Origin of the sequence: Thiorhodovibrio winogradskyi (assembly GCF_036208045.1) — a bacterium.
Lineage (GTDB): Bacteria > Pseudomonadota > Gammaproteobacteria > Chromatiales > Chromatiaceae > Thiorhodovibrio > Thiorhodovibrio winogradskyi.
The window spans coordinates 737,090-762,479 of record NZ_CP121472.1 but is presented as its reverse complement, the minus strand read 5'-3'; the positions used below and the strand labels follow the sequence as shown (position 1 = coordinate 762,479).

The window sequence follows — 25,390 nt, the reverse complement described above, 5'->3', positions numbered from 1 at the left end:
CAATGTCCGGTCCCAGCCTTGATGACATCCTCGCCGAGCGTCACGCCCGCCTTGGCTCCGGCCAGGCGGGCGAGGTGGTGGATGTGGACGAACCCAGCGTCAAACTGGTGATTTTCACCCTGGCCGAACAGAGATTCGCCTTGCCAGGGGCACAGGTCCGCGAAATCCTCGCCGCCCCCCAGGTCTATCGGGTTCCGGGCGCGCCCGCGACCCTGGAGGGCGTGATCAGCGTACGCGGCGAGATTGAATCCGTGCTGTGCCTGCGCACCCTCCTGCAACTCCCCCCCACGACCGCCGGGAACAAGGCCGTGCTACTAACCCGTGGCGAACGACTGCACACCGGCTTGCGTATCGATGAGGTTATTGATCTTTGCGATCAGCCCGAGAGCGCACTGCAGCCCGCTCCCGATACCCTGCCCGGCAATCTGCGCCCTTATGTACGCCACCTCACCGAGCTTGGTGGGCGCGGTGTCAGCCTGCTCGACCTCGAGGCACTGCTGGCCGCCTACATCGGCTCCGTCGCCCGCGACCCTGCCTGAGCTGAGCCCGCCGCCAAGACATGACAGGCCTTGAATTCGTCTTGTGCCGGGCCGGCGACCATTGCTTCGGCTTCGAGGCCGCCTTGGTGCGCCGGGCCCTGACCTTTGGCTCAGCCGCGGCCACAAGACTCGAAACCTGCCTGGGTCTGTCGGATGATGGAACCCAAGACCGCCATCTGCTGCGCTTGCGGGCCGCGCATGGCGACTGGGATCTGGATGTCGCCGGACCGCTTGAATTGATCTGCCTGCCGAGCAGCCGGATTCAATCCCTGCCGCCGTTGCTCGCCCTGCGATCGCCACTGCCTGGCCTGCGCGCGCTTGCCCTGGTGCCAGCGAATGCGCCGAACGCACCGAACGCGCCTGGGGAAAGCCTGATCTGGCTGCTCGATCCCCGCACTCTGGCAATGCCGGGGAGCGACAATTCGCTACAATGAAGGCTTCACCCATGGCCTGTTCACGACCGCTCCACCCGAACCCTGCCACATCGACCCGGGCCCACCACAGACAATCAGAATGATGGACCAAGATCAACCATCCACTGCTGAGTCACTCGAGGCGGTCAAGGCGCGCCTGCGGCAGAGCTTCGTCGATGGACTGCCAGAGCGCATGGAGCAATGTCGCGCCGATCTGGCCGCGCTGAACGCGGATGACGCCACGGATGAGGACGTCCAGGCGGCGTTGCAGCGTCTGCATCTTAGCTTTCATACCCTCAAGGGCTCGGGCGCATCCCTGGGGCTTGACACACTCGCGCGGTGCGCCGAACCCGCCGAGCAAGCCGTGCGCGAGGCGCTCACGCAAACACCAGAGCAAAGAGCCTCGGCCAAGCAAGGGCTCATCACCACAATGAGCGCGCGGATGGACACCATCGAGCGCGAACTCCTTGACCAGACAGCAAGGCCGCCGAGCGTGCCAGATGCCACGGCCGCCCGGGCCGAGCCTGTCACCAGCTTCACCGAAGCGCACCAGCGCGATCACCGCATGGTCTATCTATGTGACGATGATCCGCATCAACTGCGGCAATTGGCCAATCAACTCGCCTGCTTCGGCTATCCGCTAAAAGCCTTTGACCGGCTCGAGGTGCTCAAAGCCGCGATGCTCGAGCAAACCCCGGCCGCTGTCGTGATCGATATTGTGTTCCCCGAGGGGGAAAACGCCGGCCCCGACATGCTCGCCGCGCTGCGCCAGCGGCTCGACACCCAGGTGCCGGCCATTTTCATCTCCAGCCGCGATGATTTCAGTGCCCGACTGTGCAGCGTGCGCGCGGGCTCAAGCGCCTTCTGTCCCAAACCGGTCAATATCCCGGAGATGGTCGAGTTCCTCGACCATCTGACCAATCCCACGCCACCCGAGCAATTCAACATCCTGATCGTCGACGACGAACCCGAACTGGTTCAGCTGCACGCCGCCACGCTGGAGGCAGCCGGCATGAACTGCCAGGTTGTCACGGCCCCCGAGCAGGTACTTGGCGTCCTCGAGCGCTTCCGGGCCGATCTGGTGCTCATGGATCTGCACATGCCGCGCTGCTCCGGGCAGGAACTGGCCAGCATGCTGCGCCAAATTCCCGGCTACGTTAGCCTGCCGATTATTTTTCTGTCCTCCGAAACCAACCAGGAGCGCCAGTTCCAGGCGCTGCAAGCCGGTGCCGATGGCTTTCTGGTCAAGCCCATCGAGCCCCGGCGGCTGATCGACGAAGTTCGGCTGCGTGCCGAGCGCATGCGCACCCTGCGCTCCCTGATGGTGCGCGACAGCCTGACCGGTCTTTTCAACCACAACACCATCCTGCAATTTCTGGAGCTCGCAGTCGCCAACGCGCGGCGCAACGACAGCCCGCTGTGCTTTGCCATGCTCGATGTCGACCACTTCAAGCAAGTGAACGACACCCAGGGCCACCCCGCCGGGGACCACGTGCTCATGGCGCTCAGCCGCACTTTGCGCTTGCGCTTGCGTGACTCTGACCTCATCGGCCGCTATGGTGGCGAGGAATTCGCGGTGGTGCTGAATGACACCACATTGGAAGACGCGATCAAACTGATCGACGCCCTGCGCACTGATTTCTCCCGCATTCAGTTCCAGGCCAACGGCAGCCACTTTCATTGCACCTTTAGTGCCGGCATCGCCACCTACCCCAACTGCCCCGACCCGCGCCGCCTGACCGAAACCGCCGACCATGCACTCTACAGCGCCAAACATGCGGGGCGCGATCAGGTCGCCAGCCAGGCGTGCGACAGCGCCACTTGGTAAAACCTGCCGTAGTCGACCGCGGAAACCGACACCACTTGAGGAACCGAAGCCGTCTGGCACAAGCAAAGCGCGATCATCCCAAACCCTAAGCATCGCAAAGGCAAACTCTGAACGCATCCGCTTTCCGCACGAAAAGCGCTATGCTCCGGTCGCACAACCAATGAGGAGACCTTCACCCTGTCCTGGCTGATTCGTCCTGCCGAGATCACCGATATTGACGCCCTGCTTGCGCTCGAGCAGGCCGCTTTTGTTAGTGATCGGCTGACGCGCCGGCAACTGCGTCATCTGATCACCCGGGCGCAGGCGGTGTTTTTGGTCGCGGTCCCGGGCGAGGTCGAGTCCCCATCGCCACTGCTGGGAGATGTGTTGGTACTCTTTAACCGCGCGACCTCGGTAGCGCGTTTGTATTCCATTGCCGTGGCCGAGGCTGCGCGCGGGCAGGGTATCGGCCGTGCCCTGGTCGCAGCCGCCGAGCGCGCCACCTGGGCACGCCAGCGCGCCTATCTGCGCCTGGAAATTCGCCGCGACAATCTCCCCTCGCAACGCCTATTCGAAAGTCTGGGCTATCGCCGCTTCGGCGTGCGCGCAAGTTATTATGAAGACAACATGGAGGCGCTGCGCTACGAGAAGACGCTGATGCCCGCGTTGGGGCCAGCCGCGACCGGACCGCGGGTGCCCTTCTACAAGCAGACGCTGGACTTCACCTGCGGCGCCTCCTGCCTGATGATGGCGCTAAAAGCCCTGGATGGACGCCTGCAGCTTGACCGCACCCTGGAACTGCGCATCTGGCGCGAGGCAACCACCATTTTCATGACCTCGGGCCACGGTGGCTGCGGCCCCTTTGGACTGGCGCTGGCGGCGCGCAGAAGGGGCTTTCGCGCCGAGGTATTCGTCAATGATCGGGGTGTCCCCTTGGTCGATTCGGTGCGCAGTCCGGAGAAAAAAGAAGTCATGCGCCTGGTGCACCAGGACATGCTCGCCGAGGTCGAGCGACACTCCATCCCCGTGACCTACGCCACTTTGGATGTTGAAACCCTGCAGGCGCGCTTCACCGCCGGGTCGGTGCCGCTGGTGCTGATCAGCTCCTACCGCATCTATGCCGAGAAATTTCCCCACTGGGTGGTGGTGACCGGCTGTGATGACAGCTTTATCTATGTCCATGATCCCTATGTCGATATCAACAATGGAGAAACCGCGCTCGATTCGATGAACATGCCGATACAACCCAGCGAGTTTCGCCGCATGGCGCGTTATGGCCGTGCTGGGCTCCAGGCCGTGGTCTTGATCTCGTCTCCGGAGTCGCCCGCCCATGGCTGAGCATCTGTTGCTGGTCGAACAGGCGGGTGACTGGAAAGCCCACTTCCCGGCGCTCCCCGTCGTCACGGCGCGCGAGTATCTAAGCCAGGGTGTCGCCCATGGGACTGCCGCGCGGCGGCGGGTGCGCATCATCAACCTGTGTCGCGGTTATCGTTATCTAAGCCTGGGGTATTATTGCTCCCTGCTAGCCGAGGCACGTGGTCACAAGGCCATTCCCGCCGTGGGCACCATGCAGGAGCTATCAAGTCGCAATCTGTATGGGCTGATGACCGACGGACTCGATGCCATGGTTCCGCGGGCACTAAACACGGCACCCACCCCCGGTGCCAGCGCAAGCCGCACCCTGACGCTGATGTTCGGCCAGTGCGCGGAGCGGGAACTTCAGCCCTTCGCTCGGAGAGTGTTCGAGACCTTCCGCTGCCCCATCCTGCGGGTCGAGCTCAAAGCACAACCACAATGGCGCATCACAAGTCTTCGTGCAGTGTCCCTGCACAGCCTGGATGCCGATCAGGAGAGCGCCTTTTTTGCCGCGCTCGAACACTATCTATCACGGCCCTGGCGGCAACCACGAGCACGACCCGAGTACCGCTATGATCTCGCGCTGCTGCATGATCCCAAGGAAGATCTGCCGCCATCCAACCCCCGGGCCTTGCACAAATTCCAGCGCGTCGGTCGTCAGCTCGGCCTGAATGTCGAACTCATCCAGCCACGCGACTTCGCGCGTCTGGCTGAATATGACGCCCTGTTGATTCGCGAAACCACCCGCATCGGTCACCACAGCTTTCGCTTCGCCAAGAAAGCCGCCAGCGAGGGTCTGGTGGTCATTGATGATCCAGACTCCATTCTGCGCTGCACCAACAAGGTGTTTCTGGCCGAACTGCTTGAGGCCAACCAAATACCGCGCCCGCGCACCCTGATTCTGCGCCGCGAGACGCTGCTTGATGCCGAAGCCGCCATCGGCTACCCAGTGGTGCTAAAAATTCCCGAGGGATCATTTTCACGCGGGGTATTCAAGGCCACCAACCGGAATGAATTACTGGAGATGGCGGCACGCCTGTTGCGCGAATCTGATCTGATCCTGGCGCAGGAATTTCTTTACACCGAGTTCGACTGGCGCATCGGCCTTCTCGCCCGGCGTCCGCTCTATGCCTGTAAATACTTCATGAGCAAGGCCCACTGGCAGATCGTCCACCACCATAGCGACGGTCGCCACGACGAAGGCCGGTTCGAGACCCTCGCCGTCGAGCAGGCGCCCACCGAGGTGGTGGCGGTCGCGCTCAAGGCCGCCAATCTCATTGGTGACGGCCTCTATGGCGTCGACGTGAAAGCCACCCCGGGGGGAGCGGTGATTATTGAAGTCAATGACAACCCCAATCTCGACAGTGGCATCGAAGACCGGGTGCTTGGCGATGAACTCTACCGCCGCATTCTCGGGGAAATGATCGCCCGGCTCGAACGCCGGCGCGGTGCTTTAGGCTAAATGACTCGCAGGACAGATCGGCTCTTGCACTTTCAGTACCAGGTCACTGAGCTGATACCGAAAGAGACAGCAGCGAGACGCACTTTCTTGGATAATGGAGCCCATGGCAGCGGGTCGATTTCCACCCAGACACTGCCGGGCGACCAAAAGTCGCGCGACTGGTCAAACCCAGCATCACTGACAGACCGGGAATCCAATGCTCGAGTCGCAAACACAGCCTGGCAACCCTTCCGAGATTCTGACCCATTTTCCCTCGCCATCCCCATCCGCGAGAGAGACCGGCCAACCGGTCCGTCGCGGCGACCATGTCATTGTCAAGCGCGCGGATGGCAGTCAAATCAATGGCCGCCTGATCGACTTCGATCCCGAGCGAGGGCTGCTGCATCTCGAGTCCGATGGCGACCTGCTCGAAATTCAGCTCAGCGACATCAAAATCATGCATCTGCCAAGCTGGCGGCAGTTGTTTCAAGCCACTGCCCGCGGCAACCCTGGAGATCAACCTGTTACCCTCGACTGTCAGCCCTTTGTGGTTCGCTTCAAGGACGGGGAGGAACTTGCGGGGCAGACGGCTGGCTTCCACCATGACCGCAACGGCCTGTACCTCTTTCCCACTCAGAATCAGACCCGTTACCTTCGCGTTTTTATCTCGCGCGGGCAGATTGACCAAGAACGTATCGGGCCATGCACCGAAGAAGGGCCGATGATGGATTCCAGAATGATGAATCAACAGACGGACCAAAGCCAGACGGGCCAGACGACGCAGACCGGGCAACCCTTGGGCGACTTCCTGACGCAAAAGGCGGTCGTCACCGCCACCGACTTGAAGGACGCCTTAAGCAAACAAAAGGAGATGCCATCGGTTCGCCTCGGCTCCATTCTTGTGCAGCAACGGCTGATTACCGAGGATCAGCTCGAGCAGGCCCTGACCGAGCAAAAACAAAGCCGCAACCTCCCGCTTGGCAAGCTACTGGTGGAAATGGGTTTGCTGAAGGAAGCCGATATCCAGCAGGCCCTGGCACGTAAACTCGGTATTCCCTTTGTCGATTTGCGGCGCTTCAAACTCGAGCATCAACTCTTTGAGCTGGTGCCGGAGGAACTCGCGCGAGAACACAATGTTCTGGCCCTCCATGAGCATGGCGACAAGCTCATTATCGCCATCCCCAATCCGCTGGACTGGCACGCGATCGAAGCCGTGCGCTTTGCCACTGGCAAGCAGATCGAGACGGTGATGGCCCCGCAAGGGACCATTCTCGATATCATCGACCACGCCTACGGTTCGCGCGGGCTGGACGAGCTTGCGTTCGATGAATCGCCCGAGGAGGAGGAAGATAACACCAATGACGCGGCCACACAGGACCATGTTGTGGTCAGACTTGTCAACAAGTTGATCCTTGACGCCGTAAGCCTCGGCATCTCCGATATTCACATCGAGCCGCAGCTCGACAAGCGTCCCAGTCGGGTGCGCATGCGCCGGGATGGACAATTGATCCAGCATGCCGAATTTCCAGGCAACTTAAACCGGGCTGTCGTATCACGCATCAAGGTCATGGCCGCGATGGACATGACCAGCAGCATGAAACCCCAGGATGGCAAAATCGATTTCAGCCGTTTCAGCAAAATGAAGCTCGAGCTGCGGGTCGCCACCATCCCGACGGTGAATGGCCGCGAAGACGTGGTAATGCGTTTGCTGCAACGCGGCGACCCCATTCCGCTGTCAGCCATGAAGCTGACGCCAGAAATCGATAAAACGCTAAAAGAACTCATTTTTCGGCCGTTCGGCATGTTTCTGGTCTGTGGACCGACAGGCTCCGGCAAGACCACCACCCTGCACTCGGTCCTGGCCGAGCTGAACTCAACCGAGCGTAAGATTTGGACGGCCGAGGACCCAGTTGAGATAACCCAAGCGGGCTTGCGTCAAATGCCGATCGACACGCGCAAGGGCGTTACCTTCGCGACTGCCCTGCGTGCCTTTCTGCGCGCCGACCCGGATGTGATCATGATCGGCGAGATGCGCGATGACGAAACCGCGCAGATGGCCATCAAGGCATCGCTGACGGGCCATTTGGTCCTCTCCACCCTGCATACCAACACGGCACCAGACAGCGTGGTGCGCTTGTTGGACATGGGGATGGACCCCTTTAACTTTGCCGACGCCCTGCAGGGCATTCTGGCGCAACGCCTGGTGCGCCGCCTGTGCGAGAACTGCCGGGAGTCCTATGCGCCTGGCGAGGATGAGCTGACAACACTGATGGATGTTTATCTCAGCGACTTTGCCCCGAGCGACGATCCGAAGCTGGCGCTTCCGACTCGCAAGGAGCTGATGCAGGATTGGCGGCAAAAATTTGGCGGCGAGGACGGCAAGCTGCACCTCTTCCGCGCCAAGGGTTGCCCGGACTGTAGTGACACCGGGTACAAGGGGCGCCTCGCGGTCCATGAGCTTCTGGCAACCAGCCGGCAGGTGCGTGCCCTGATCGCCATGCGCGCACAGGTCGCCGAACTGCGCACACATGCGATGGGCGAGGGCATGCGCACCCTGCGCCAGGACGGTATCTTCAAGGTGCTATCCGGCATGACCGATCTGGCGCAAATCAAGACGCTGAGCGCTGACTGAGCGCTGACTGAGTGCTGACTGGGCGCCAACCGCGATCCGCTGATCAACCCCGGCCCGCGGCGTACCTCACGAGAGCATGGCATTTGCCTCGGCCACCAGATCCTCGATCATCACTTCGAGTTCCGCGAGCTGGATCTCTTTAAGCCCCAAGGCCTGAGCCTCCGCGGTTGCCGCCAGCACGATGTCCGGATTCGCGTCCTGCCCAACCCCCAACTTGAGGCAGAGGAGATCAAGCAACCGGGTAATGGCCATGAGATGGTCGGTTTCATTGAAGCTGTCCAGGTGATGGTCCCGGGCGGACACCGCGTACAGCTTTGGCAGCTCCCACTTCAGCATCAAGCGGTAGCCAATGTCATTGTGCATGACATCGAGCACCTCGTCGATCAATGCGTCGGTAACCGTCACTGTCACATCGGCGTCCTCCGACAGCCGATCCAGCACCTTGAGCAGAAACAGCTCGCCGATATCGTGCAGCAAACCACACAGGAAGGCCGATTCAGCCTGATCACGGCGCCCGGTTTTCTCGGCAATCCAACGCGAACCTGTTGCACAGACATAGGCCCGCTCCCAAAGCGCGACCAAACGTTTGGCGGTTGTCGCCAGCTTGGACTGATAAGCCATCAGCTGCGCGGCCATCATCGCCAAACTAGCGACCTTATTGACACCCAGCCTCAGAACGGCGCCGCTCAGCGTATCAACCTGCCTCAGCCCACCATAGAAAGAGGAGTTGGCCACCTGCAGAATCCGGCTGGTCAGTGCCTGGTCCTTCATGATGAGGTCGGTGACCTCTTTCATGGTCGCGGTTTCGGACTCCTTGAGCGTCTGCAGATCCAGCGCAACGCGGTTGAATACCGGCAACTGCTGGCTATCGGAGTCGAAACGCTCGTCGATCAGATCCTTTAGGGACTTTTCGCTCATTGTCTTGCTCATTCTCGCGGCGGCCGCGAATGCCCTGGCGCAATAGGACCCAATCCGGATCCATGCGTTGTGATTCGTGACCGCGACATTCAGTGTGTTTGGTTTGCGTCAGCCATGCGCCAACGCGGCGAACCATCCGCCCGATGACGGATCCTTTGGAACTCGCTAACGATTCACCCTGCCCATCATGGCAATAATCTCCCGGCAGGAGCGCGGACGCCCGATGCGCGGCAAATGACCGAGCACCTCTTTCACGCTGGTGAGTCCCTGAGCCGCTTTGGCCAGCCCATCCTCCATCAGCGTCACCAGGCCCGCGGACTCGATACTCAGGCGCCGAATCTCGCCCGAGGAACGCCGATTGAGCACCGCGTCCTTGACGCTATCATTTGGCAGCAGCAATTCGAAGACCCCCACCCGGCCAGCGTAGCCAGTAAAATTACATTGTCGGCAGCCGCGCCCGGTTCGGAACTCGCCGCCCGCGGCATCGGCCTGGGTCCAGCCGATGCGTTGCAAATCATGCGGCGTGGGTTGATAACTCTCCCCACAGTGGTCGCACACCTTGCGCAACAGCCGCTGGGCGAGAACCGCGACCACGGTCGAAGAAATCAAAAAGGTTTCAATGTCCATATTCATCAACCGCAGCAAGGCCCCAATGCTGTCCTCCGTGTGAAAGGTCGAGAGAACCTTATGGCCTGTGAGCGCGGCCTGAATGGCCGATTCGGCCGAAAACTTGTCACGAATCTCGCCTAGCACGATAACATCGGGATCCTGACGCACCAGTGCGCGCAAGGTATCGGCAAAGGTGAGGTTGATTTTCGGATTGACATTACACTGGGCAATGCCGTCAATGACATATTCGACCGGATCTTCCGCGGTTGCAATGCTGGTTTCTATGTCATTGAGCTTGTTGACACAGCCATAGAGCGTGGTGGTCTTGCCCGAACCGGTCGGGCCGGTGACCAGAATGACACCACTTGGCAGTTCGAGCGCATGATCATTGAACCTCTCAAGCATCCGCGGCGCGATGCCGGATTCATCAATATCAAGCAACTCGGCCTTGCGACTGAGCAACCGCAGAACAATTTTCTCGCCAAAAACCGTGGCAAAGAAGGATGCGCGGACATCGCAGCGGCGCCCAGAGCTTGGATCATCGAATCGAAACCCACCATCCTGATGGCGCCGACGCTCGGCAATATCAGCCTTGGCCAGCACCTTGAGTCGACTGGCAATGGCAGGGGCGAGCTCAGGATCAAGCTCAGTGAACACCATCAACACACCATCAATGCGAAACCTGACCCGAAGTGAATGACGCGATCGCTCGATGTGGACATCACTCGCACCCTTGTCGAGTGCGCCAATAATCAATGCGTCAACCTGTCGAGTGATATCCGACTCACTGGTTTCGCTCTTGCGCTGTTTGGCATGCTGCCGACTTGCCTCATAGGCCCGCAGCGCGTCATCAATCGCACGTCGGGTGGCAAAGGCCGGGGTTACACGCCCAAAAACCGTTTCAGCGCCTTGACGCGCCAAGGAATCCAAAGGATCCCCAAACACAACGAGCACGGTATCGCCTTCGCTGCGCAACGGAATGGCGTTCATACGCCGACACCACTCCGGTGTCACTTTTCCCAGGAGCTCTTGGTCAAGCTGCGAGAAGCTTGGCGCCTCGACCTGAAAATCAAGCTGGTCCGCGAGCACTTCAATCAGTCGCTGCTCGGTAATGAGCCCCATGTCGAGCAGGATCTCGCCGAGGCGCTTGTCCTTGAACTCCGGTTCCAGCTGGGCATCCAACGCCGCGCGCAGATCGCGCGGCTTCAGATAACCAAGCTCGACCATCACATCGCCGAGTTGAATTTTCGCTCCGCTGTCGCGCAGCGCCGCACGAAATTGGATGGGATTGAGATACCTCAGTTCGGTCAGAACTCTGGTCAGCGGATAATCCTCACCCAGCTTTGCACGCACACGTTTGGCATGGTGAAGCTGTTCCGGATTGACCAAACCAACATCAAGCAATAGCCGGGAAATCTCTTCCGCGGGTGCGGCGCTTTCCTCTTGTCCCGACTGTGGCTCCTGTCGCCTCTGCAACTCAGTATTCACGGCCAACTCCGATGCTACCAACTTAACATGCAGACGTTCACGACTTGCAGGCATTCATGGTTCCGATCATCCCAGCAGCTGACACTGCTGGTTCAGGTTAACAAGCCAGGCGCTGCAATCTCAATCACCAGCGACGTCCACCGCGCATTCACCATGAGCAGGAACCAGGACTATCGACTGGGCAGATCCGACACGAACACGAAACGGCATGGGCGTTAATGCCGATCTGCCTCGTCAACGCCGGCCTCGGGCCCGGTCGGCGGAATCCGATAACGCTGACTGAAGCGGACCACCAGAATCGCCAGGGATACCAGCAGGATCGCGGCCCCTTCATAAAGCAACAATTCGCCTTCAATTTCCTTGCCCTGCAAGACGACCAGGCGCGACAGGGCGGTCACGGCAATGAACATAGGAAAGGTAAAGGGCACTTCCCGGCGTTGAAAATAAACATTTGCCATGGCCATGATTTCGATAAAAATGAAGATCAGCAGCAAATCCTCAAGGCGAATTTCTCCGCGAGCAGGAATCTCAATGATGATTTGCCCAATTCCAGCCAGCGCCAGCACACCCACGATCAGCAGCACCAACTTTTCGACATAGCCAAAGAGTCGCGAGAGAAAATCATCGATATGTTGATCTGCTGTCATGATGCTTGGAGAATCTAACTTTTCAAAACGACATCCTGATCCGAAGCGCCCGCCAGCGATCCGGTCTCCCGCCTGCCCGAGTCCGGTCGCTGGCGGGTGATGGTATTTAACGGCTTGCGAGCGAGTCCCCGCAGTCTAGCAAAAACGCTTGCAAAGATCGCTTCTCGTGCTGGCGCGTGCCGACCTAAATCATGGCCGCATTGGCAGGTAACGGAAAAGATCATTTTGCCGCAAGCGCGCATTGCTCGATAATAGCCGCCTGACATTCGCTACCCAGACAAGACGTCTTGACGATCGATTCCGCCTGGCTTGCTGAGAATTGCCCTCAACCGGTATTACTGCCGGGGTCGGTATCCGCGCTGGATATCGCCCGGTGGTATGCGCATGATCTGGCCAATTTCCTGCTCGCACCCTCATACTGCGACACCCTGCGCACCTATCTGCCCGTTTGGCGCCTACCGCTGCCGGAACGCTGGTTTTTCGTTCCTCACTCCATCGAGGAAACGGCCATGCACTGCTACCGCTCGGCCATTCGCGAGGCACTTGAGCGCGGTTGCGGCAGCACCGGCGGACATGAGATTGCCCAGGTGCTGGAAGAGTGGGCCGCGGCTCCGGTGTTCAAACACCCCGGGCTCGACGGCATCCTGGCCAGTCTGCTGCCCGACCGCACCTTGGAACTACGCTACCCCGATGCGCTCGATCCCGACCCTAACACCGCCGCCCGCGAGCAATATCGGGTGATTGGGCGGCGGGCGCATCACCGCCGCCTGCCGCCGGATTCAGGCAACGCCTGTTGGGCCAAGGAACCCGACTGGACCCCCTGGATCTGGAATCAGGCCAGCGCAGAGAAGACCGGCGGCAACCAAAAAAGCGGGCAACGGGACAGCTTGACGCAGGGCCGCGAGGATATCGTCAATGCCTTTCTGCGCCACGAGGGCGCCCAGCCCGATGACGCCAATGATGGCAACATCTAGAACACAGACCAGGACAACAGCTGGAGCAGCCCCGGCCCCGGATGCTGCGGCTTCCACCTTACCACGGAGAGCTTGTGCATGACCCTGCCAAAGGACACAACCATGACCGCAACCAATCGCGACTCGCACATCACAGTGGGTCTTGCACCCGCCCTCGATGCCCCGTGCGAACGCATCGCCCTTAGACACCGACCCAGTCTGGCTTATTATTCCGACCAACAGGCCAGCGGCCGCCCACTGGTCTTGATTCACAGCATCAATGCCGCGCCCAGTAGTTTTGAGGTCAAGCCGCTGTTCGAGCACTACCGCCAGCAGCGGCCAGTGTTCAGCCTGGATCTGCCGGGTTTTGGCCAGGCCGGGCGCGGACCCGCGAACTACTCGCCAGAATATTATGCCGAGGTGATCGAAACATTCCTCGCACAGGTACCGGATCAGCCGGTCGATCTGCTCGCACTCTCCTTGAGCAGTGAATTCGCGGTGCGCGCCACGCTGTCGTCACCAGAGCGGGTGCGCTCCCTGGTGTTGATCTCCCCGACCGGCTTTAGCAAGCGCCAGCCACCACCGCGCCCATTCAGCAATTTTATCCACCCGCTGCTGGCCGGACTGCCATGGAATCAACCGCTGTTTGATCTGGTTGCCTCCCGGCGCAGCATCAATTACTACCTAAGCCAATCCTTCATGCAGCAAGCACCTCGGGAGATGGTCGATTACGCCTTTGCCACTTCCCACCAACCCGGCGCGCGCCATGCCCCCCTGACCTTTCTTTCGGGCAAGCTGTTCACGCTCCAGGCCATGACCAAGCTTTACGGCCAGCTGACCACACACCCCACGCTGGTGCTGGCTGATCGCGACCCCTATGTGCGCTTTGAGGGACTGGATAATTTCATCACCGCCCATGCCAACTGGCGCCGCGGCCGGGTGGTGCCCAACATGGGCCTGCCGCACTGGGAGGATCTGGCCGCGACCGTCAAGACACTGGATGAATTTTGGGCGTCGCTTGAATCATCCGCGGACTGAAGGACAACAGGCAAGACCACAGCGCATCACCAAAACCTAACCCTATCAGCGGCGCAAAAAGTGCCGGGCGCGTTCAATTGCGCCCGGCACGCTGCGCAGCAGATCGACACCGGCTTTCACCACCCCCTCGGCACGCCCCAAGCGCTCGAGCCGCTTCTGCTCGGCTTCCGGCCAACGCGCGCGCAAGTGCTGACGCAATGCTGGCAGATTCCATGCTGGCCTGTTCTCACAGAGCGCCACCAGCAGCGCACTTTCTGGCGCTATTCCAAGCGCGCTGCTTGCCGCGTGCAGTGCGCGCGCCATGTTGCGCTCCTTGACGCCTTGCCCCCTGATTGGGTCATAGGGCGGTTGCCAGTCCAGCACCGGCTCCAAGCGATCAGCGTGGGTCAGCACCAATACCAGCGGCACCGGGCGCAGCCGCACATCGGCAGCAACTTGCTCGCGCATGATCTTGAGCGCGCGTTGATCCGGGCCCCGGTCGGCGCGATGCGCCGCCGCCACCCAAATGACCAGATCCGCCTCGCGCACCTGCACAAGCCATGCCGCATCGCCGCACGCCGCGAGCGGCGGGCTGTCGATCAGCTCCCAGGATGGCACCTTGGCGCTCGCCGCTGCATGATTGGCGCTTTCCGCTAGCCCGTCCTGCTCCGCCAGCAGCGGCGGCGCCTCATACACCGTCCAGTCCGAGGTCGATTGCGTCAGGCCGACCGGCGCCAACTCGCGCCCAAGCAAGGCGTTGACCAGACTGGACTTGCCGCTGTTGCGCTGACCGGTGATCAGCACCCGCGCCGACCCTGTGGCGGCCTCGTCCATCCGGCGGGTGGCGCTGCGCGGCGGTGGCTCGGTGCGCTGGCGGTAAGCGCCTGAGTAAAGCTCGATCGCCACCTCGCCAACCTCGCGCACCAGCACGGTCGCCATCACCGCGCGCGCTTCGCGACCCAGCAGGGTAACGCCCTGCTCGATGACCAGGGAGCGCACCTCGGCGATGACCGCACCGAGCGGATCGGCCAGACGCATCACGCGCCAAGCATTGGCCAGCCCACGCGCCGGCTTGAGACCACGTCCGATCAGATCGCTGCCCCGCGCCGCCCAACTCAAGCGCAAATGGCGCAGCACCGGCAGCTCGGTGCTGAGGATATGACGCAGCCGTCGCGCGACTTCCTCAAGCATCAGCAGCACTTCGGGCAGGGTAAAATTCAGCACCGCCGCCTCATCATCGGGCGCATAGGCCGTGGCGACCGCAGTGACAGTTCGGCGCAGCAGCCGGTCAACCACCTCGCGATTGGCCAGATCATCGGCCGAGGTGTCGGCCACCAGTGCCGCCAAGGCCGCGCGTGCCTGGCACTCGGCCGCCGCGGCTCCTGGTCGCGGCGCATCCATCGGCACTCCGGCGGTCGGATCGCGGCGCAATAACCGCAGCAATGCCAGCAGCCCCATGAGTGCCGCGCACAACCCCAGCCACCAGGCCAGCCACCCCTGCTGAGCCAGCCACAGCAGACCAAGCGCGGGCAGCAGGGTAAAGGCCGCCGATACCAGCGTTAGTGTCAGCAGCTCTGGCCAGAGGCGCCGCAGCAGCAGGCGCCAGTGGAGCGGCGAGGTGGTGTTTGGATCGCTCACATGCAAAGCCTGTGTTGAAGAACGGGACAAGACGAGCCAAATGTTCTCTCGCCTCTAGCGACCCAGACCTTCTTCGCCGCGCGCGCGCTGCAGGGCGCTTTTGTAGGCGGCGCGATAATGGGCGCGCAAGGCTTCGCGATCCGGGGTGCGTCCAGCGGCCTGTTCGGCGAACAACAGCATGGCCACTTCGCCAATCGCCCAGGTCAGCGCGAAGGTCCAGCTCGCGGTCAGGGCGCTACCCCAGCCGATGCCGAGCTTAAGCACCTGCTGCGCCAGCCAACTGCCCCCATAGCCCAGCGCGAATCCTCCACCCAGGGTCGAGAGAAGCTCCTTCCAGGCATCACGGCTACTATCGCGGCCCGCCGCACGCGCGATCTGGGCCACCATGGCGGCCTGCAGGCTAGCGGAACCCAGACCGCCCAACACCGGCACCGGGACGGCATTGGCGCTCGCCGCGGCTAGCGCCCAGGGCAGGATCAGCCGGCGGCGACGGCCCTCCTCGCCTGGTTGACAAGCGGCCGTTTTCAAGTCGGCCACCACCTCTGGCAACAGATGCTCCAGCGCCTCCCAAAGTGCGCTGGCACCATAGTCAAGGGGCGCAAGACCCTGCTCGGGGCGGGTAAAATCCAGCGGCACGAACACCGGCGCCGTGCCGGGCAGTTCAGTGAATAACAGCCGCTGGGCGCGCAGCGCGCGCAACAGCACATCGGGCACAGTCGCAAGCGCGAAGTCCGCCTCTGTGCCGGTATAGGGGTAAGGCAGGATATGCCCGCGCCCGCTCGAATAGAGCTGATGCAAAGCACTTTGCGCGACAATCAGCGGCCAACCCGGATGGGCGCGGCGCAACTTGCGCGCGAGCACCAGCAGCTCATCGAGCGCCTGATCCTCGGCCCTGGCGACCAGCAGCAGCACATGCGCCTGACTCTCGGCCGCGCGCAGGTCATCGAAGGGTGCATCAACCGCGGTATCCGCCAGCCCTCGGGTGTCGAGAAAGCGAAGCACTGGGCGTTGCTCGGGAAAGGCATAGAGCCGTGAGTGGGCGGTAAAGGGCTCAAACCCATTGCCGATCTGATCGCGCGCCTGCCCGGTCAGTTCAGCGACGATGCTGGTTTTACCCGCCTGGGTTTTACCGAGCAGCCATATCACTGGAGCATCGGCCTCGATCCAGGCCGCCGCGCGTTCGATCTGGCCGGTTCCGCTCAAAACCGAATCAGCCCCGACTCAAGCAGCCCCATCACAATCAGATAGATGCCGACCACATAGCTCAGGACAGCCGGGCGCAGCAGCACCAAGATCCCAGCGACCAATGAGATGACCGCTTTGAGCGGGAGACTGGCGCCGTAGAAGAACGCCACCAGCCCAAGGACACCAATCGCGATGAGATAGGCCGCCACCATGACATGCAACAGCCGTGGCAAGAGCAGAATCAGCACACCGGCAAGGATCGCCAGTGCTGCCTCAATGGGCCATTGACTCAAAAAAGAGACATCCATTCTTACAGCTCCGATGACGCAGCGGGATCAGCAGGCATCATGCTACGGTAGGGGATATTGATCGCATCGCCGGTAATATCCCGCCCCTCTTCGTCTTTCTTGTTGCGCGCGATCACAATCTCGACGCGGCGATTCTCGGCCCGTCCCTCGAAAGTATCGTTCGTTGCCACAGGCCGGGTGTCACCATGGGCGCGAATCTGCATTCGTTCCGCCAGTTCCGGCTGAACCTCGGTGATCTGATGGACCACAGCGGCAGCGCGGGCTGCCGAGAGCACCCAGTTGGATGGGAACTGCAGCGTGTTGATTGGCATGTTATCCGTATGGCCAGCGACAATCAGGCTGCCCTCAGTCGCCGACAGGGTCTCGGCGATCTTGTCGAGAATCGGGAAAAAGCTGTCCTGCAAGCGCGCGCTACCGGAGGCGAAGGAGCCTTTTTCGCGGATGCGAATCAGAATTTCCTCTCCGACCACCTCGACATCGATCAGGCCTTGCTCGATTTCCTGTTGCAGGGCCGCGGCAATCTCCTGCGCGGCCGCCTCCAACTCCTTGCGCATCTGGTCCGGACCAAGCTGGGTCTTGGTTTCGTCCGTGGTCTGTTGGCGCAACTCCTGGGCCAGGGTTGGCGTGGGCTTGCCGGGGCTAAAGTCAGGGGAAATGACCGTGGTACCCATGGGAATGGCCTGCACGTCGACCTCGCGCTGCACACCAAAGGCCATTTTCATGGAACCGGCAATCTGTTTGTACTTGTGCACGTCCATTTCTGAAAAAGACAGTAGCAACACAAAAAAGCACAGCAGCAACGACATCAGGTCGGCGAAGGTCGCCATCCAGGCCGGCGCGCCTGGGGGTGGACATGAAGTTGGTTTGGCCTTTTCGCTCATGGTGAGGCCTCTATTCGGCGCTTGAGGCCCGTTGACTGCTCGGCAGATAGGTCAGCAGAATCTGCTCCATCACCCGCGGATTGATACCGGATTGAATGGAAGAGATGGCCTCCAGCACCAGATCTTGAATCATGCGCTCCTGCTCACTGACCGCCTTGAGCTTCTCGGAAATCGGCAGCGCGATACCGTTGGCGATCACCGCGCCGTAAAGGGTGGTGAGCAGAGCAACCGCCATGGCCGGCCCGATGGCTTTGGGATCATCCATGTTCGAAAGCATTTGGACCAGGCCAATCAGGGTGCCAATCATACCCATGGCCGGAGAATAGTCGGCAATCGACTTCCACATCGAGATACCTTTTTCGTGACGCTCAATCGCGAGACCGATTTCTTTCGACAGCACGCGCTCCACCGTCTCCGGCGGATGACCGTCGATGCAGAGACTGATCCCTTTCTCAAGAAAAGGATCGCTGATGCTCTGATTCTCCAGCGCCAGGATTCCTTCCTTGCGCGCCACGTTGGCAAGCTGCACAGCCTCTTCGATCAACTCTCGCGGCGAGGGCGAGGAATGCATGATGGCAATTAGCCCAATCTTGAACGAGCCAAAGAACTCGCCAAATGAGATGCGCATCAGGGTGGCGCCAAAGGTTCCGCCAATGACGATAAAAATAGAGGGAATATTGATGAAAACGCCAAGTTCGCCGCCGATCAGAATGGCCCCGATAACGGCCACCATCACGAAAACGAGACCTGCGATGGTTGCAAAATCCATTCTGGCGCGAGTTCTCCAAACCTTGATGAATCTATGATATGCCCGATTCTACGCAAAAATGACGCCTGAGGCGCGAGCGCTTAGGCGAGATCATCGCCAGTCAGCTTCCTGACGACAAAAAATGCACGTACATGGGTTAACCGGTCTTTTTGCCATGACACCAGCTGTGATCACATCGCTATCGCAGACTCCTCCTGTTTGTCAAAGCCGGAGCAACCGCCTTCATTCATTCGACTCTTCATCCATGCTCTGTCGCAGGCGCTCCAGCAGCGGGCGCAAGCGATCAAAACGATAGGTGCTGATGGCATCGGCCAGGGCGCGGAAATCGGCTGCATCCAGGGTCGCCCCCAAAATGGCACGCTGCGCGAGAAAATCCTCTTCAATGCTCGCATCCTTGATCGCCGCCTTGGTGGCCATGTCCGCCAGCACCCTTGCCACCGGCGTCATCCCAGCGCCGTTCAGTTGCGGCCTTGGGTCAACACTTGGCGCGCGGTCCGTGCCATTGGCGCCATTGGCGCCAGCCGCACCGACTGAGCCGAGTTGCTTGGCCATGGTGGCCGAGAGGTGCCAGGCATCGATGGGCTTGCTGATGTAGGCGTTCATGCCGGCCGCCCGTACCTGGGCGATGTCCTCGGCGCGGGCGTGGGCGGTGACGCCAATGATGGGCAGGGCATCGCCCCCGGGCAGGGCACGGATGCGGGCGGTGGCGGCATAGCCATCGAGATTGGGCATCTGCACGTCCATCAAGACCAGATCGAAGGCGTCGCAGCCGTCGCGCTCCAGGCGTTCGACGGCGATGAGACCGTCCTCGGCGGCACTGACCACCAGACCCTCGCGTTCCAGCAGGGCGCGAGCGACCTCGCGGTTCACCGCGTTGTCTTCCACCACGAGCACCCGGTGCCCGGCCAGGCTGACAGGGCGGGCGGGCGTGGGCATGGCGCTGCTGGGCGCACCCGCCCGGCTCGGCGCGCGCTCGAAGCGCAGGGTAACGGTAAAGAGCGTGCCGCCTTCAAGCTGGCTGTCGACAGCAATGGCGCCACCCATCAGGTCGAGCAGCCGCTTGCAGATGGACAGGCCCAGCCCAGTGCCGCCATAACGGCGGGTAATGGAGGTATCGGCTTGCTGGAAGGGCTCGAACAGGCGCGCGCTCAGTGCCGGATCCATCCCGATACCGGTATCCTTGATGCGAAATTCCAAGGTGACCTGGCCGGTGGACATCTCTGCCCCGACGTTGTCGGGACGGTCTGGCTCAAGGCGGCGCTCGACCTCGATGCGCACCTCGCCGCGCTCGGTGAACTTGACTGCGTTGCCGGCGAGGTTGGTCAGAATCTGGCTCAAGCGCAGCGGATCGCCGACCAAGCCATCGGGCAGGCGCTCGGACGGGTTGTCGATACGCTCAATATGAAATGCCAGCCCCTTGGCACGCGCTTGATGGCCGATCACGGCGGCCAGATTATCCAACACCTCACCGAGGGAGAAAGATACCTGCTCCAAGCGCATCTGCCCCGCCTCGACCTTGGACAGGTCGAGAATGTCGTTGAGCAGCCCAAGCAGGTTCTTGGCCGCGGTCTCGGCCCTGTCAAGATAGCCACGCACCTGCTCGCCAAGGTCGGCCTGCAGAGCCAGGTGCAGCATGCCAAGAATGGCATTCATGGGCGTGCGGATCTCGTGGCTCATGTTGGCGAGGAAGTCGCTTTTGGCACGATTGGCTCCCTCGGCGGCCTCCTTGGCCTGCTGCAGCGCCGCCATCACCCGCTCGCGCTCGGTCACGTCGGTGAAGGACCACAGACGCGCGGGCTGGCCATCGACCTCAAGGGGGCGGCTGTAGCGCGAGAACACGCGCCCGTCGCGAAAGCGCAGGATCTCGGTGCATTCCTCGTCGTTCGCATAGAGTTGGCGGACGCGTTGGACAAAAGCGGGCGGATCGGCGAGCTGCTCGGTGACCAAGTGCAGTAGCCCGGCATCATCGCCATGGGCGCTCAGGTGTTCATCGCTGATCCCCCAGAGCTGCTGAAAACGCCGATTGATGCACAGCAGTTGGCCATCGACGGCACTCACCAGCACACCGTTCTCGGTGGCATCCAGGGTGTTGCGTAGCAGGGTTTCGCTGCGACTCAAGATCTGCTCGGCCAGATGCCGGCGCTGAATCTGACGTCTCAGGCTGAAGTTCCAGGCCAGGATCAAGCCAAGCACCAGCGCGGCGGCGGCCAGCACCTGCCACAGCAGCCGGTAATCCAGCTCCGGCGCGGGTAGCTCACGCATCCAACGGCTCTGGATGGCCTCGCGCTCGGCCGCCGGCATGGCCTGCAGGGCCTGATCGAGAATCCCGATCAGCGGCGCCCAGGTCGGCCGCGTGGCCATGGCCAGACGGTAGCTGTAGGGGGTGTCGCCGGCGACGCGAATCTGAAACAGCTTGGCGCGCGCAATCGCCTGGCTGATGGCGAACAGATTGCCAATCAGGGCATCGCCCTGGCCATCGGCCAAGGCCCGCACCGCGCTCTGGGCATCGCGTACCCGCACCAGCTGGATGTCGGGATGATCGCGCTCCAGCCATTCCTGGATGGCGTGGCCCTCGATCACAATCACCTGCTGGCCATGCAGAGTACTCAGACGGTCGATCAGCGGGGTCTCGACACGGGCGAAAATGGCAACGGGAAACTCCAGGTAGGGCTCGGTGAACAAAAACCGCTGCAGGCGTTCGGGCGTGAGGGCCATCGCTGGCAGCAGGTCAATCTGGCCCTGCTCGAGTCCGCTCATGGCCTCGTTCCAGTTGGCCACGGGTACAGGCTCGAACAGCACGCCCAACTGCGCGCCCAGGTGCGCCAGATAATCAGGCGCGATGCCGGCGGGCTGATCGTCGCTGTCATAAAAACCCACCGGCGCCCAATCGCGGCTGACGGCGAAGCGAATGCGAGGATGGTCGGCCAGCCAGGCGCGCGCCTCCTCGGGCAGGTTCAGCCTTGCGCTCGGGCCGGACACTGCGGGCACCTCGCCCAACCACCGGCCTTGAATACGTGCCCACTCGTCGCTGGGAATCTGGCGCAGCGCCTTGTTGAGAATACTGACCAGTTCGGGCCAATCCTTGCGGATGGATGTCACCACCAGATGCTCGCTGCCAGCCAGAATGCCGGTGGGACGGAAGGCGAGCGCGCTGTGCTGACGCCGCCACCATTCCAGATCGACGCTGCCAATGAGGGCATCGACCTCGCCATCGATCAACGCCTTGGCCATGCTGGCATTATCGGCCAGCGGCACCAGGCTGAGATCAGGCACATCGGCGAGGAGTTCATCGACCTTTTTTATCCCGGCCAGGTAGCCGACGCGCAGACCGCGCAACTCCTCGCGCCGGGTCAGGGGCGGATCATCAACGCGCCGATAAAGGCTGAAATAACCCTGGTACAGGGGGTCGGTATAGAGAAAATGCTGATCCCAGATCGGATTGGGCGAGGACACCGCCAGACCGTCAATCTCGCGCGCCATGGCCTGCTCGGTGACGCTGACCCAGTCGCGTTCAACCTTGAGCTTCAGCCGGCCGCCGAGCGGGCCATTGAGCAGCTCGAGAAAGTCCACCACCAGCCCCGACTGGCGGCCATCGGCGCCGATGATGATGTCCGGCTGGAATTGCTCGGTGATGCCCAGAACGATCTCATCGTGCGCATCCAGCCAGGCGCGCTCGGCGGCGGTCAGCTCCAGCGCGGGGATGACGCCCTGTCGCGCGGCTGATTGTTGCTGTTGTTGGCCGGCCTGCTTGGAGCCTGGCTCCAGGCTGCCCAGCCAGCGGTCGCGGATGGCGGCCAGTTCGGCGGCACTGAGGCTCTTAATGCCCAAATTGAGAATCTCGACCAGTTCCGGCCAGTCCTGGCGAATGGCGGTGACGACATCATACTGGCCCTCGCGCAGCACACTGGCGATCCCAAAGCCGACCAGGGTATTCTCGCGTCGCCACCAGTCGAAGGTCCCATCCGCCACCACCCGATCCACCTCTCCAGCCAGCAGCGCGGATGCCAGTGCCTGATAGTCACCTTGGCCTACCACCTCGATATGGCGCGGATACTCGGCGAGCAGCCCGCTAATGTGCCTGTGTCCACGCAGCACACCCACGCGCTGACCAAAAAGCGCGCTGATGTCACCGCCTCCGGTGCTTTCATCATCGCGCGCGAAGACATAGACCTGCGTTTTTAAGAGGGGCTCTGTCAACAGAAAGCGGTCACGCCAGAAGGACATGCGCGCGACCGCCAGCAGACCGTCGAGTTTGCCGACCACGGCCTGTTCGATCACGCCCGCCCAGCTCGGCTCGGCATGAATTTGAATGTTGGTGCCGAGACGGCTATTCAGGCGGTCGAAAATGTCCTTGAGGATACCGCTGAGTTGGCCGTCGCGGTCGCGCATCAGCGCCGGCGCGAAGGCTTCCGAGGAACCTAGAACAATGCGCGGATGGGCATCGAGCCAGGCCCGCTGCTCCGGGCTAAGATTGACGCGACCAAACACCGGCGGCGGCACTAGGTTCCATTTGCGTTGAATGGCCAGCAACTCAGAAGGTTCCATGGCCGCCAATGCGCTGTTGATGAGGCCGCTCAGTTCGGGGTGGTCGCGGTGGATGGAATACAGCAGCGGCTCCTCGCTGCCAGGAACCACAAAGGCCGGCAGAAACTCGCGCTGCGGGCCGGGTTCCGGCAGGGCGAACAAGGGCAGACCGATCAGGAGGGCGTCGACCTCGCCACGCGCGAGCGCGGCGGTCAAGTCCGCGGGGTCAAGGCGCACGGGATCGATCTCCGGCCAGCGCCCCAGGAGTTTTTCATCCACCAGATTGCCGCGCTGGTAGCCCACCCGCCAGCCCTTGAGATCCCTCATGCCACCCGGGACTGGGTTGGCATCCGCGCGCACCAGCACCAGGCGCTTGCTCGTGTGTGCGCTGTCGGTAAACAGAAAATGCTCGGCCCTCTCCGTATGCCGTGCCGAGAGCGCCAGCCCATGCAGCTCGCCGCGCCTGGCCTGGTCGACCATCTCGGACCACTTCCCCAGCACCAGGCGGATATTGGCGCCGGTCAGCGCATTGATGCGCGCGATGATGTCCGCTTCCATGCCCACCACCTCGCCATTGGCCAGGCGCTGCACATAGGGCGCCCAACTGGCATCCGTGCCCAGGGTAATGTCGGGATGCTCCGCCAGCCAGGCTTGCTCGGCCGGGGTGAGAGCCACCTCGGGCGCGGCACTGACGGCCTGTGGCAGCAGCAGCCAGAAAACAGCAAACACGATAAGCTTTAATTTTGAAGCGTGAAGTGTAAAGCCCCTTAGCTCCCCAAGAGAAACTTCAAGACGGCCGAGATGGATGCGCGGTTCTTTTTTCACACTTCACACTTCACACTTCACACTTCACACTTTTTTCACCCACGCACATAGGCCTGGCTCAGCGTCTCGACTTCTTCCGCATGGTCGGCATTGGCCAGGGCGATCTGGCGGAAGTCTTCCTGGCGGGCCAGGAAGGCATCGACCACGCGCGGGTCGAAATGCGCATCGCGACCCTTAAGGATGATCTCGACGGCCTGTGCATGGGGAAAGGGTGGTTTGTAGACGCGACGGCTGATCAGGGCATCATAGACATCGGCCAGCGCCATGAGTCGCGCCGACAATGGAATGTCATCGCCAGCCAGTCCCCGCGGATAACCGGCGCCATCCCAACGCTCGTGATGGCTGTAGGCGATTTCCTTGGCGAAGCGCAAAAAGTTGCCTGGCTCGGTTTCGCCGTGAAAGCAGTGCTCGGCCACGGCGAGAGCCTGCATGCCGAGGGTAGGATGAGATTTCATGACCTCGAACTCCTCCTCGGTCAGACGCCCCGGCTTGAGCAAGATGGCATCCGGTATCCCGACCTTGCCGATGTCATGCAGGGGCGCGGATTTATGGAGCATCTCGATATCGGCGTTGTCGAGCTTGTCAGTGTCGCGCAGTTGCTCGGCCAGCGCCCGGACGTAATTCTGGGTGCGGCGGATATGGCCACCGGTTTCATTGTCGCGGGTCTCGGCCAGGCTGGCCAGGGCGTGAATGGTCACGTCCTGCGTCAAAACCAGCTCGCGGGTGCGCTGGCGAACTGTCTCCTCAAGAATCTGATTCTGTCTGGCCAGCTCCCGCCGCGCCAAGGCCAGCGACAGATGGGTCTGGACCCGCGCGCGCACTTCCGGAATCTCGAACGGCTTGGTCATGTAGTCCACGGCGCCGACCTGAAAGCCGCGCGTCTTGCTGCCGATCTCGGTGAGCGCGGTGAGAAAAATCACCGGGATGTCAGCCGTCGTCGCATCGGCCTTCAGCCGCTCGCAGACCTCATAGCCGGTCATTCCCGGCATCATGATGTCGAGCAGGATCAGATCCGGCGGCGTGCCGTCGGTAATGGCGGTGGCAACGGCCTCGAGCGCCGAGGGGCCGTCCATGGCAACCATCAGCTCATAGTCATTGCCGAGGGTATCCATCAGGACGTCGATGTTGGCCTCGGTGTCATCGACGGCGAGGATGGTGCAGCGGGAGATGGCAGTCATGTTGCTGATGACAGATAACGCAATGATTGAACGTCAGTGTATCCCTTGCAGCCCCAATTGACCAAGAACCGAAAGGCGTCCGCTCCCCCTGTCATTTTTGCTCAGCCTTCTCATCCCTTGGCGTTCCTGACAGACCCGGGATAGAATCCATGCAAATCCTCTGTGTGCTCTGCCTTGAATCCTCATCGCCTGGAGGAGATTTGGACCTACCATTGCTTAGCAATACAGGTTGCCGGCGTCGCGGGATGGGTTCGGACAAGCA

Annotated in this window: 18 protein-coding genes; 8 read left to right on the top strand and 10 right to left on the bottom strand. The window is 61.6% G+C overall.

The genetic code is table 11. The features are described from left to right. Positions 1-2 precede the first annotated feature (2 nt). From Thiowin_RS03470 to Thiowin_RS03445, 6 genes are all read left to right on the top strand, one after another. On the top strand, positions 3-539 hold the full coding sequence (locus Thiowin_RS03470; RefSeq protein WP_328986349.1) for a chemotaxis protein CheW: 537 nt from the start codon (positions 3-5) through the stop codon (positions 537-539). Positions 540-559: 20 nt separating this feature from the next. Beyond that, positions 560-973, top strand: coding sequence for a hypothetical protein (locus Thiowin_RS03465; RefSeq protein WP_328986348.1), 414 nt, complete (start codon positions 560-562; stop codon positions 971-973). A 79-nt stretch (positions 974-1,052) separates the two neighbouring features. Continuing rightward, a complete protein-coding gene (locus Thiowin_RS03460; protein WP_328986347.1) occupies positions 1,053-2,780 on the top strand; it encodes a GGDEF domain-containing response regulator in 1,728 nt (575 codons plus the stop codon). Between the two features lie 186 nt (positions 2,781-2,966). Then, positions 2,967-4,097, top strand: coding sequence for a GNAT family N-acetyltransferase/peptidase C39 family protein (locus Thiowin_RS03455; protein ID WP_328988193.1), 1,131 nt, complete (start codon positions 2,967-2,969; stop codon positions 4,095-4,097). Beyond that, positions 4,090-5,577: a RimK family protein gene (locus Thiowin_RS03450; RefSeq protein WP_328986346.1), complete on the top strand. Its 1,488-nt coding sequence runs from the start codon at positions 4,090-4,092 to the stop codon at positions 5,575-5,577. Before Thiowin_RS03455 ends, Thiowin_RS03450 begins: the two co-directional genes overlap by 8 nt. 196 nt (positions 5,578-5,773) lie before the next feature. Further along, positions 5,774-8,188 (top strand): GspE/PulE family protein, encoded by a 2,415-nt coding sequence (locus Thiowin_RS03445; RefSeq protein ID WP_328986345.1) that lies wholly within the window; start codon positions 5,774-5,776, stop codon positions 8,186-8,188. A 66-nt stretch (positions 8,189-8,254) separates the two neighbouring features. On the opposite strand, the gene Thiowin_RS03440 is transcribed toward Thiowin_RS03445, so the two are convergent. The 3 genes from Thiowin_RS03440 to Thiowin_RS03430 form a co-directional block, all read right to left on the bottom strand. Continuing rightward, complete coding sequence (locus tag Thiowin_RS03440; RefSeq protein WP_328986344.1) at positions 8,255-9,106, bottom strand: HDOD domain-containing protein; 852 nt, start codon at positions 9,104-9,106, stop codon at positions 8,255-8,257. A 165-nt stretch (positions 9,107-9,271) separates the two neighbouring features. Next, on the bottom strand, positions 9,272-11,257 hold the full coding sequence (locus Thiowin_RS03435) for a GspE/PulE family protein (protein WP_328986343.1): 1,986 nt from the start codon (positions 11,255-11,257) through the stop codon (positions 9,272-9,274). Positions 11,258-11,418: 161 nt separating this feature from the next. Continuing rightward, on the bottom strand, positions 11,419-11,850 hold the full coding sequence (locus Thiowin_RS03430; protein WP_328986342.1) for a phosphate-starvation-inducible protein PsiE: 432 nt from the start codon (positions 11,848-11,850) through the stop codon (positions 11,419-11,421). 287 nt (positions 11,851-12,137) lie between these two features. Here Thiowin_RS03430 and Thiowin_RS03425 point away from each other — a divergent pair, with 287 nt between their 5' ends. Beyond that, complete coding sequence (locus Thiowin_RS03425; RefSeq protein ID WP_328986341.1) at positions 12,138-12,824, top strand: hypothetical protein; 687 nt, start codon at positions 12,138-12,140, stop codon at positions 12,822-12,824. A 102-nt stretch (positions 12,825-12,926) separates the two neighbouring features. Further along, a complete protein-coding gene (locus tag Thiowin_RS03420) occupies positions 12,927-13,841 on the top strand; it encodes an alpha/beta fold hydrolase (RefSeq protein WP_328986340.1) in 915 nt (304 codons plus the stop codon). Positions 13,842-13,886: 45 nt separating this feature from the next. Here Thiowin_RS03420 and Thiowin_RS03415 read toward each other — a convergent pair whose 3' ends face one another. From Thiowin_RS03415 to Thiowin_RS03380, 7 genes are all read right to left on the bottom strand, one after another. Beyond that, a complete protein-coding gene (locus Thiowin_RS03415) occupies positions 13,887-15,458 on the bottom strand; it encodes a GTPase family protein (RefSeq protein ID WP_328986339.1) in 1,572 nt (523 codons plus the stop codon). Positions 15,459-15,512: 54 nt separating this feature from the next. After that, a complete protein-coding gene (locus tag Thiowin_RS03410) occupies positions 15,513-16,661 on the bottom strand; it encodes a GTPase (RefSeq protein WP_328986338.1) in 1,149 nt (382 codons plus the stop codon). Continuing rightward, complete coding sequence (locus Thiowin_RS25175) at positions 16,658-16,951, bottom strand: DUF3096 domain-containing protein (protein ID WP_408034155.1); 294 nt, start codon at positions 16,949-16,951, stop codon at positions 16,658-16,660. Before Thiowin_RS25175 ends, Thiowin_RS03410 begins: the two co-directional genes overlap by 4 nt. Positions 16,952-16,953: 2 nt before the next feature. Further along, entirely contained in the window at positions 16,954-17,832 is an 879-nt protein-coding gene (gene tssL, locus Thiowin_RS03395) for a type VI secretion system protein TssL, long form (protein WP_328986337.1), read from the bottom strand. Positions 17,833-17,842: 10 nt separating this feature from the next. Further along, positions 17,843-18,601, bottom strand: a complete 759-nt coding sequence (locus Thiowin_RS03390) for a MotA/TolQ/ExbB proton channel family protein (RefSeq protein WP_328986336.1) — start codon at positions 18,599-18,601, stop codon at positions 17,843-17,845. A 222-nt stretch (positions 18,602-18,823) separates the two neighbouring features. Then, positions 18,824-23,854 carry a transporter substrate-binding domain-containing protein gene (locus Thiowin_RS03385; RefSeq protein WP_328986335.1) on the bottom strand — a complete coding sequence of 1,677 codons (5,031 nt, stop codon included), beginning with the start codon at positions 23,852-23,854 and terminating at the stop codon, positions 18,824-18,826. Positions 23,855-23,985: 131 nt separating this feature from the next. Further along, positions 23,986-25,128, bottom strand: a complete 1,143-nt coding sequence (locus Thiowin_RS03380; RefSeq protein ID WP_328986334.1) for a two-component system response regulator — start codon at positions 25,126-25,128, stop codon at positions 23,986-23,988. Between the last annotated feature and the right edge of the window lie 262 nt (positions 25,129-25,390).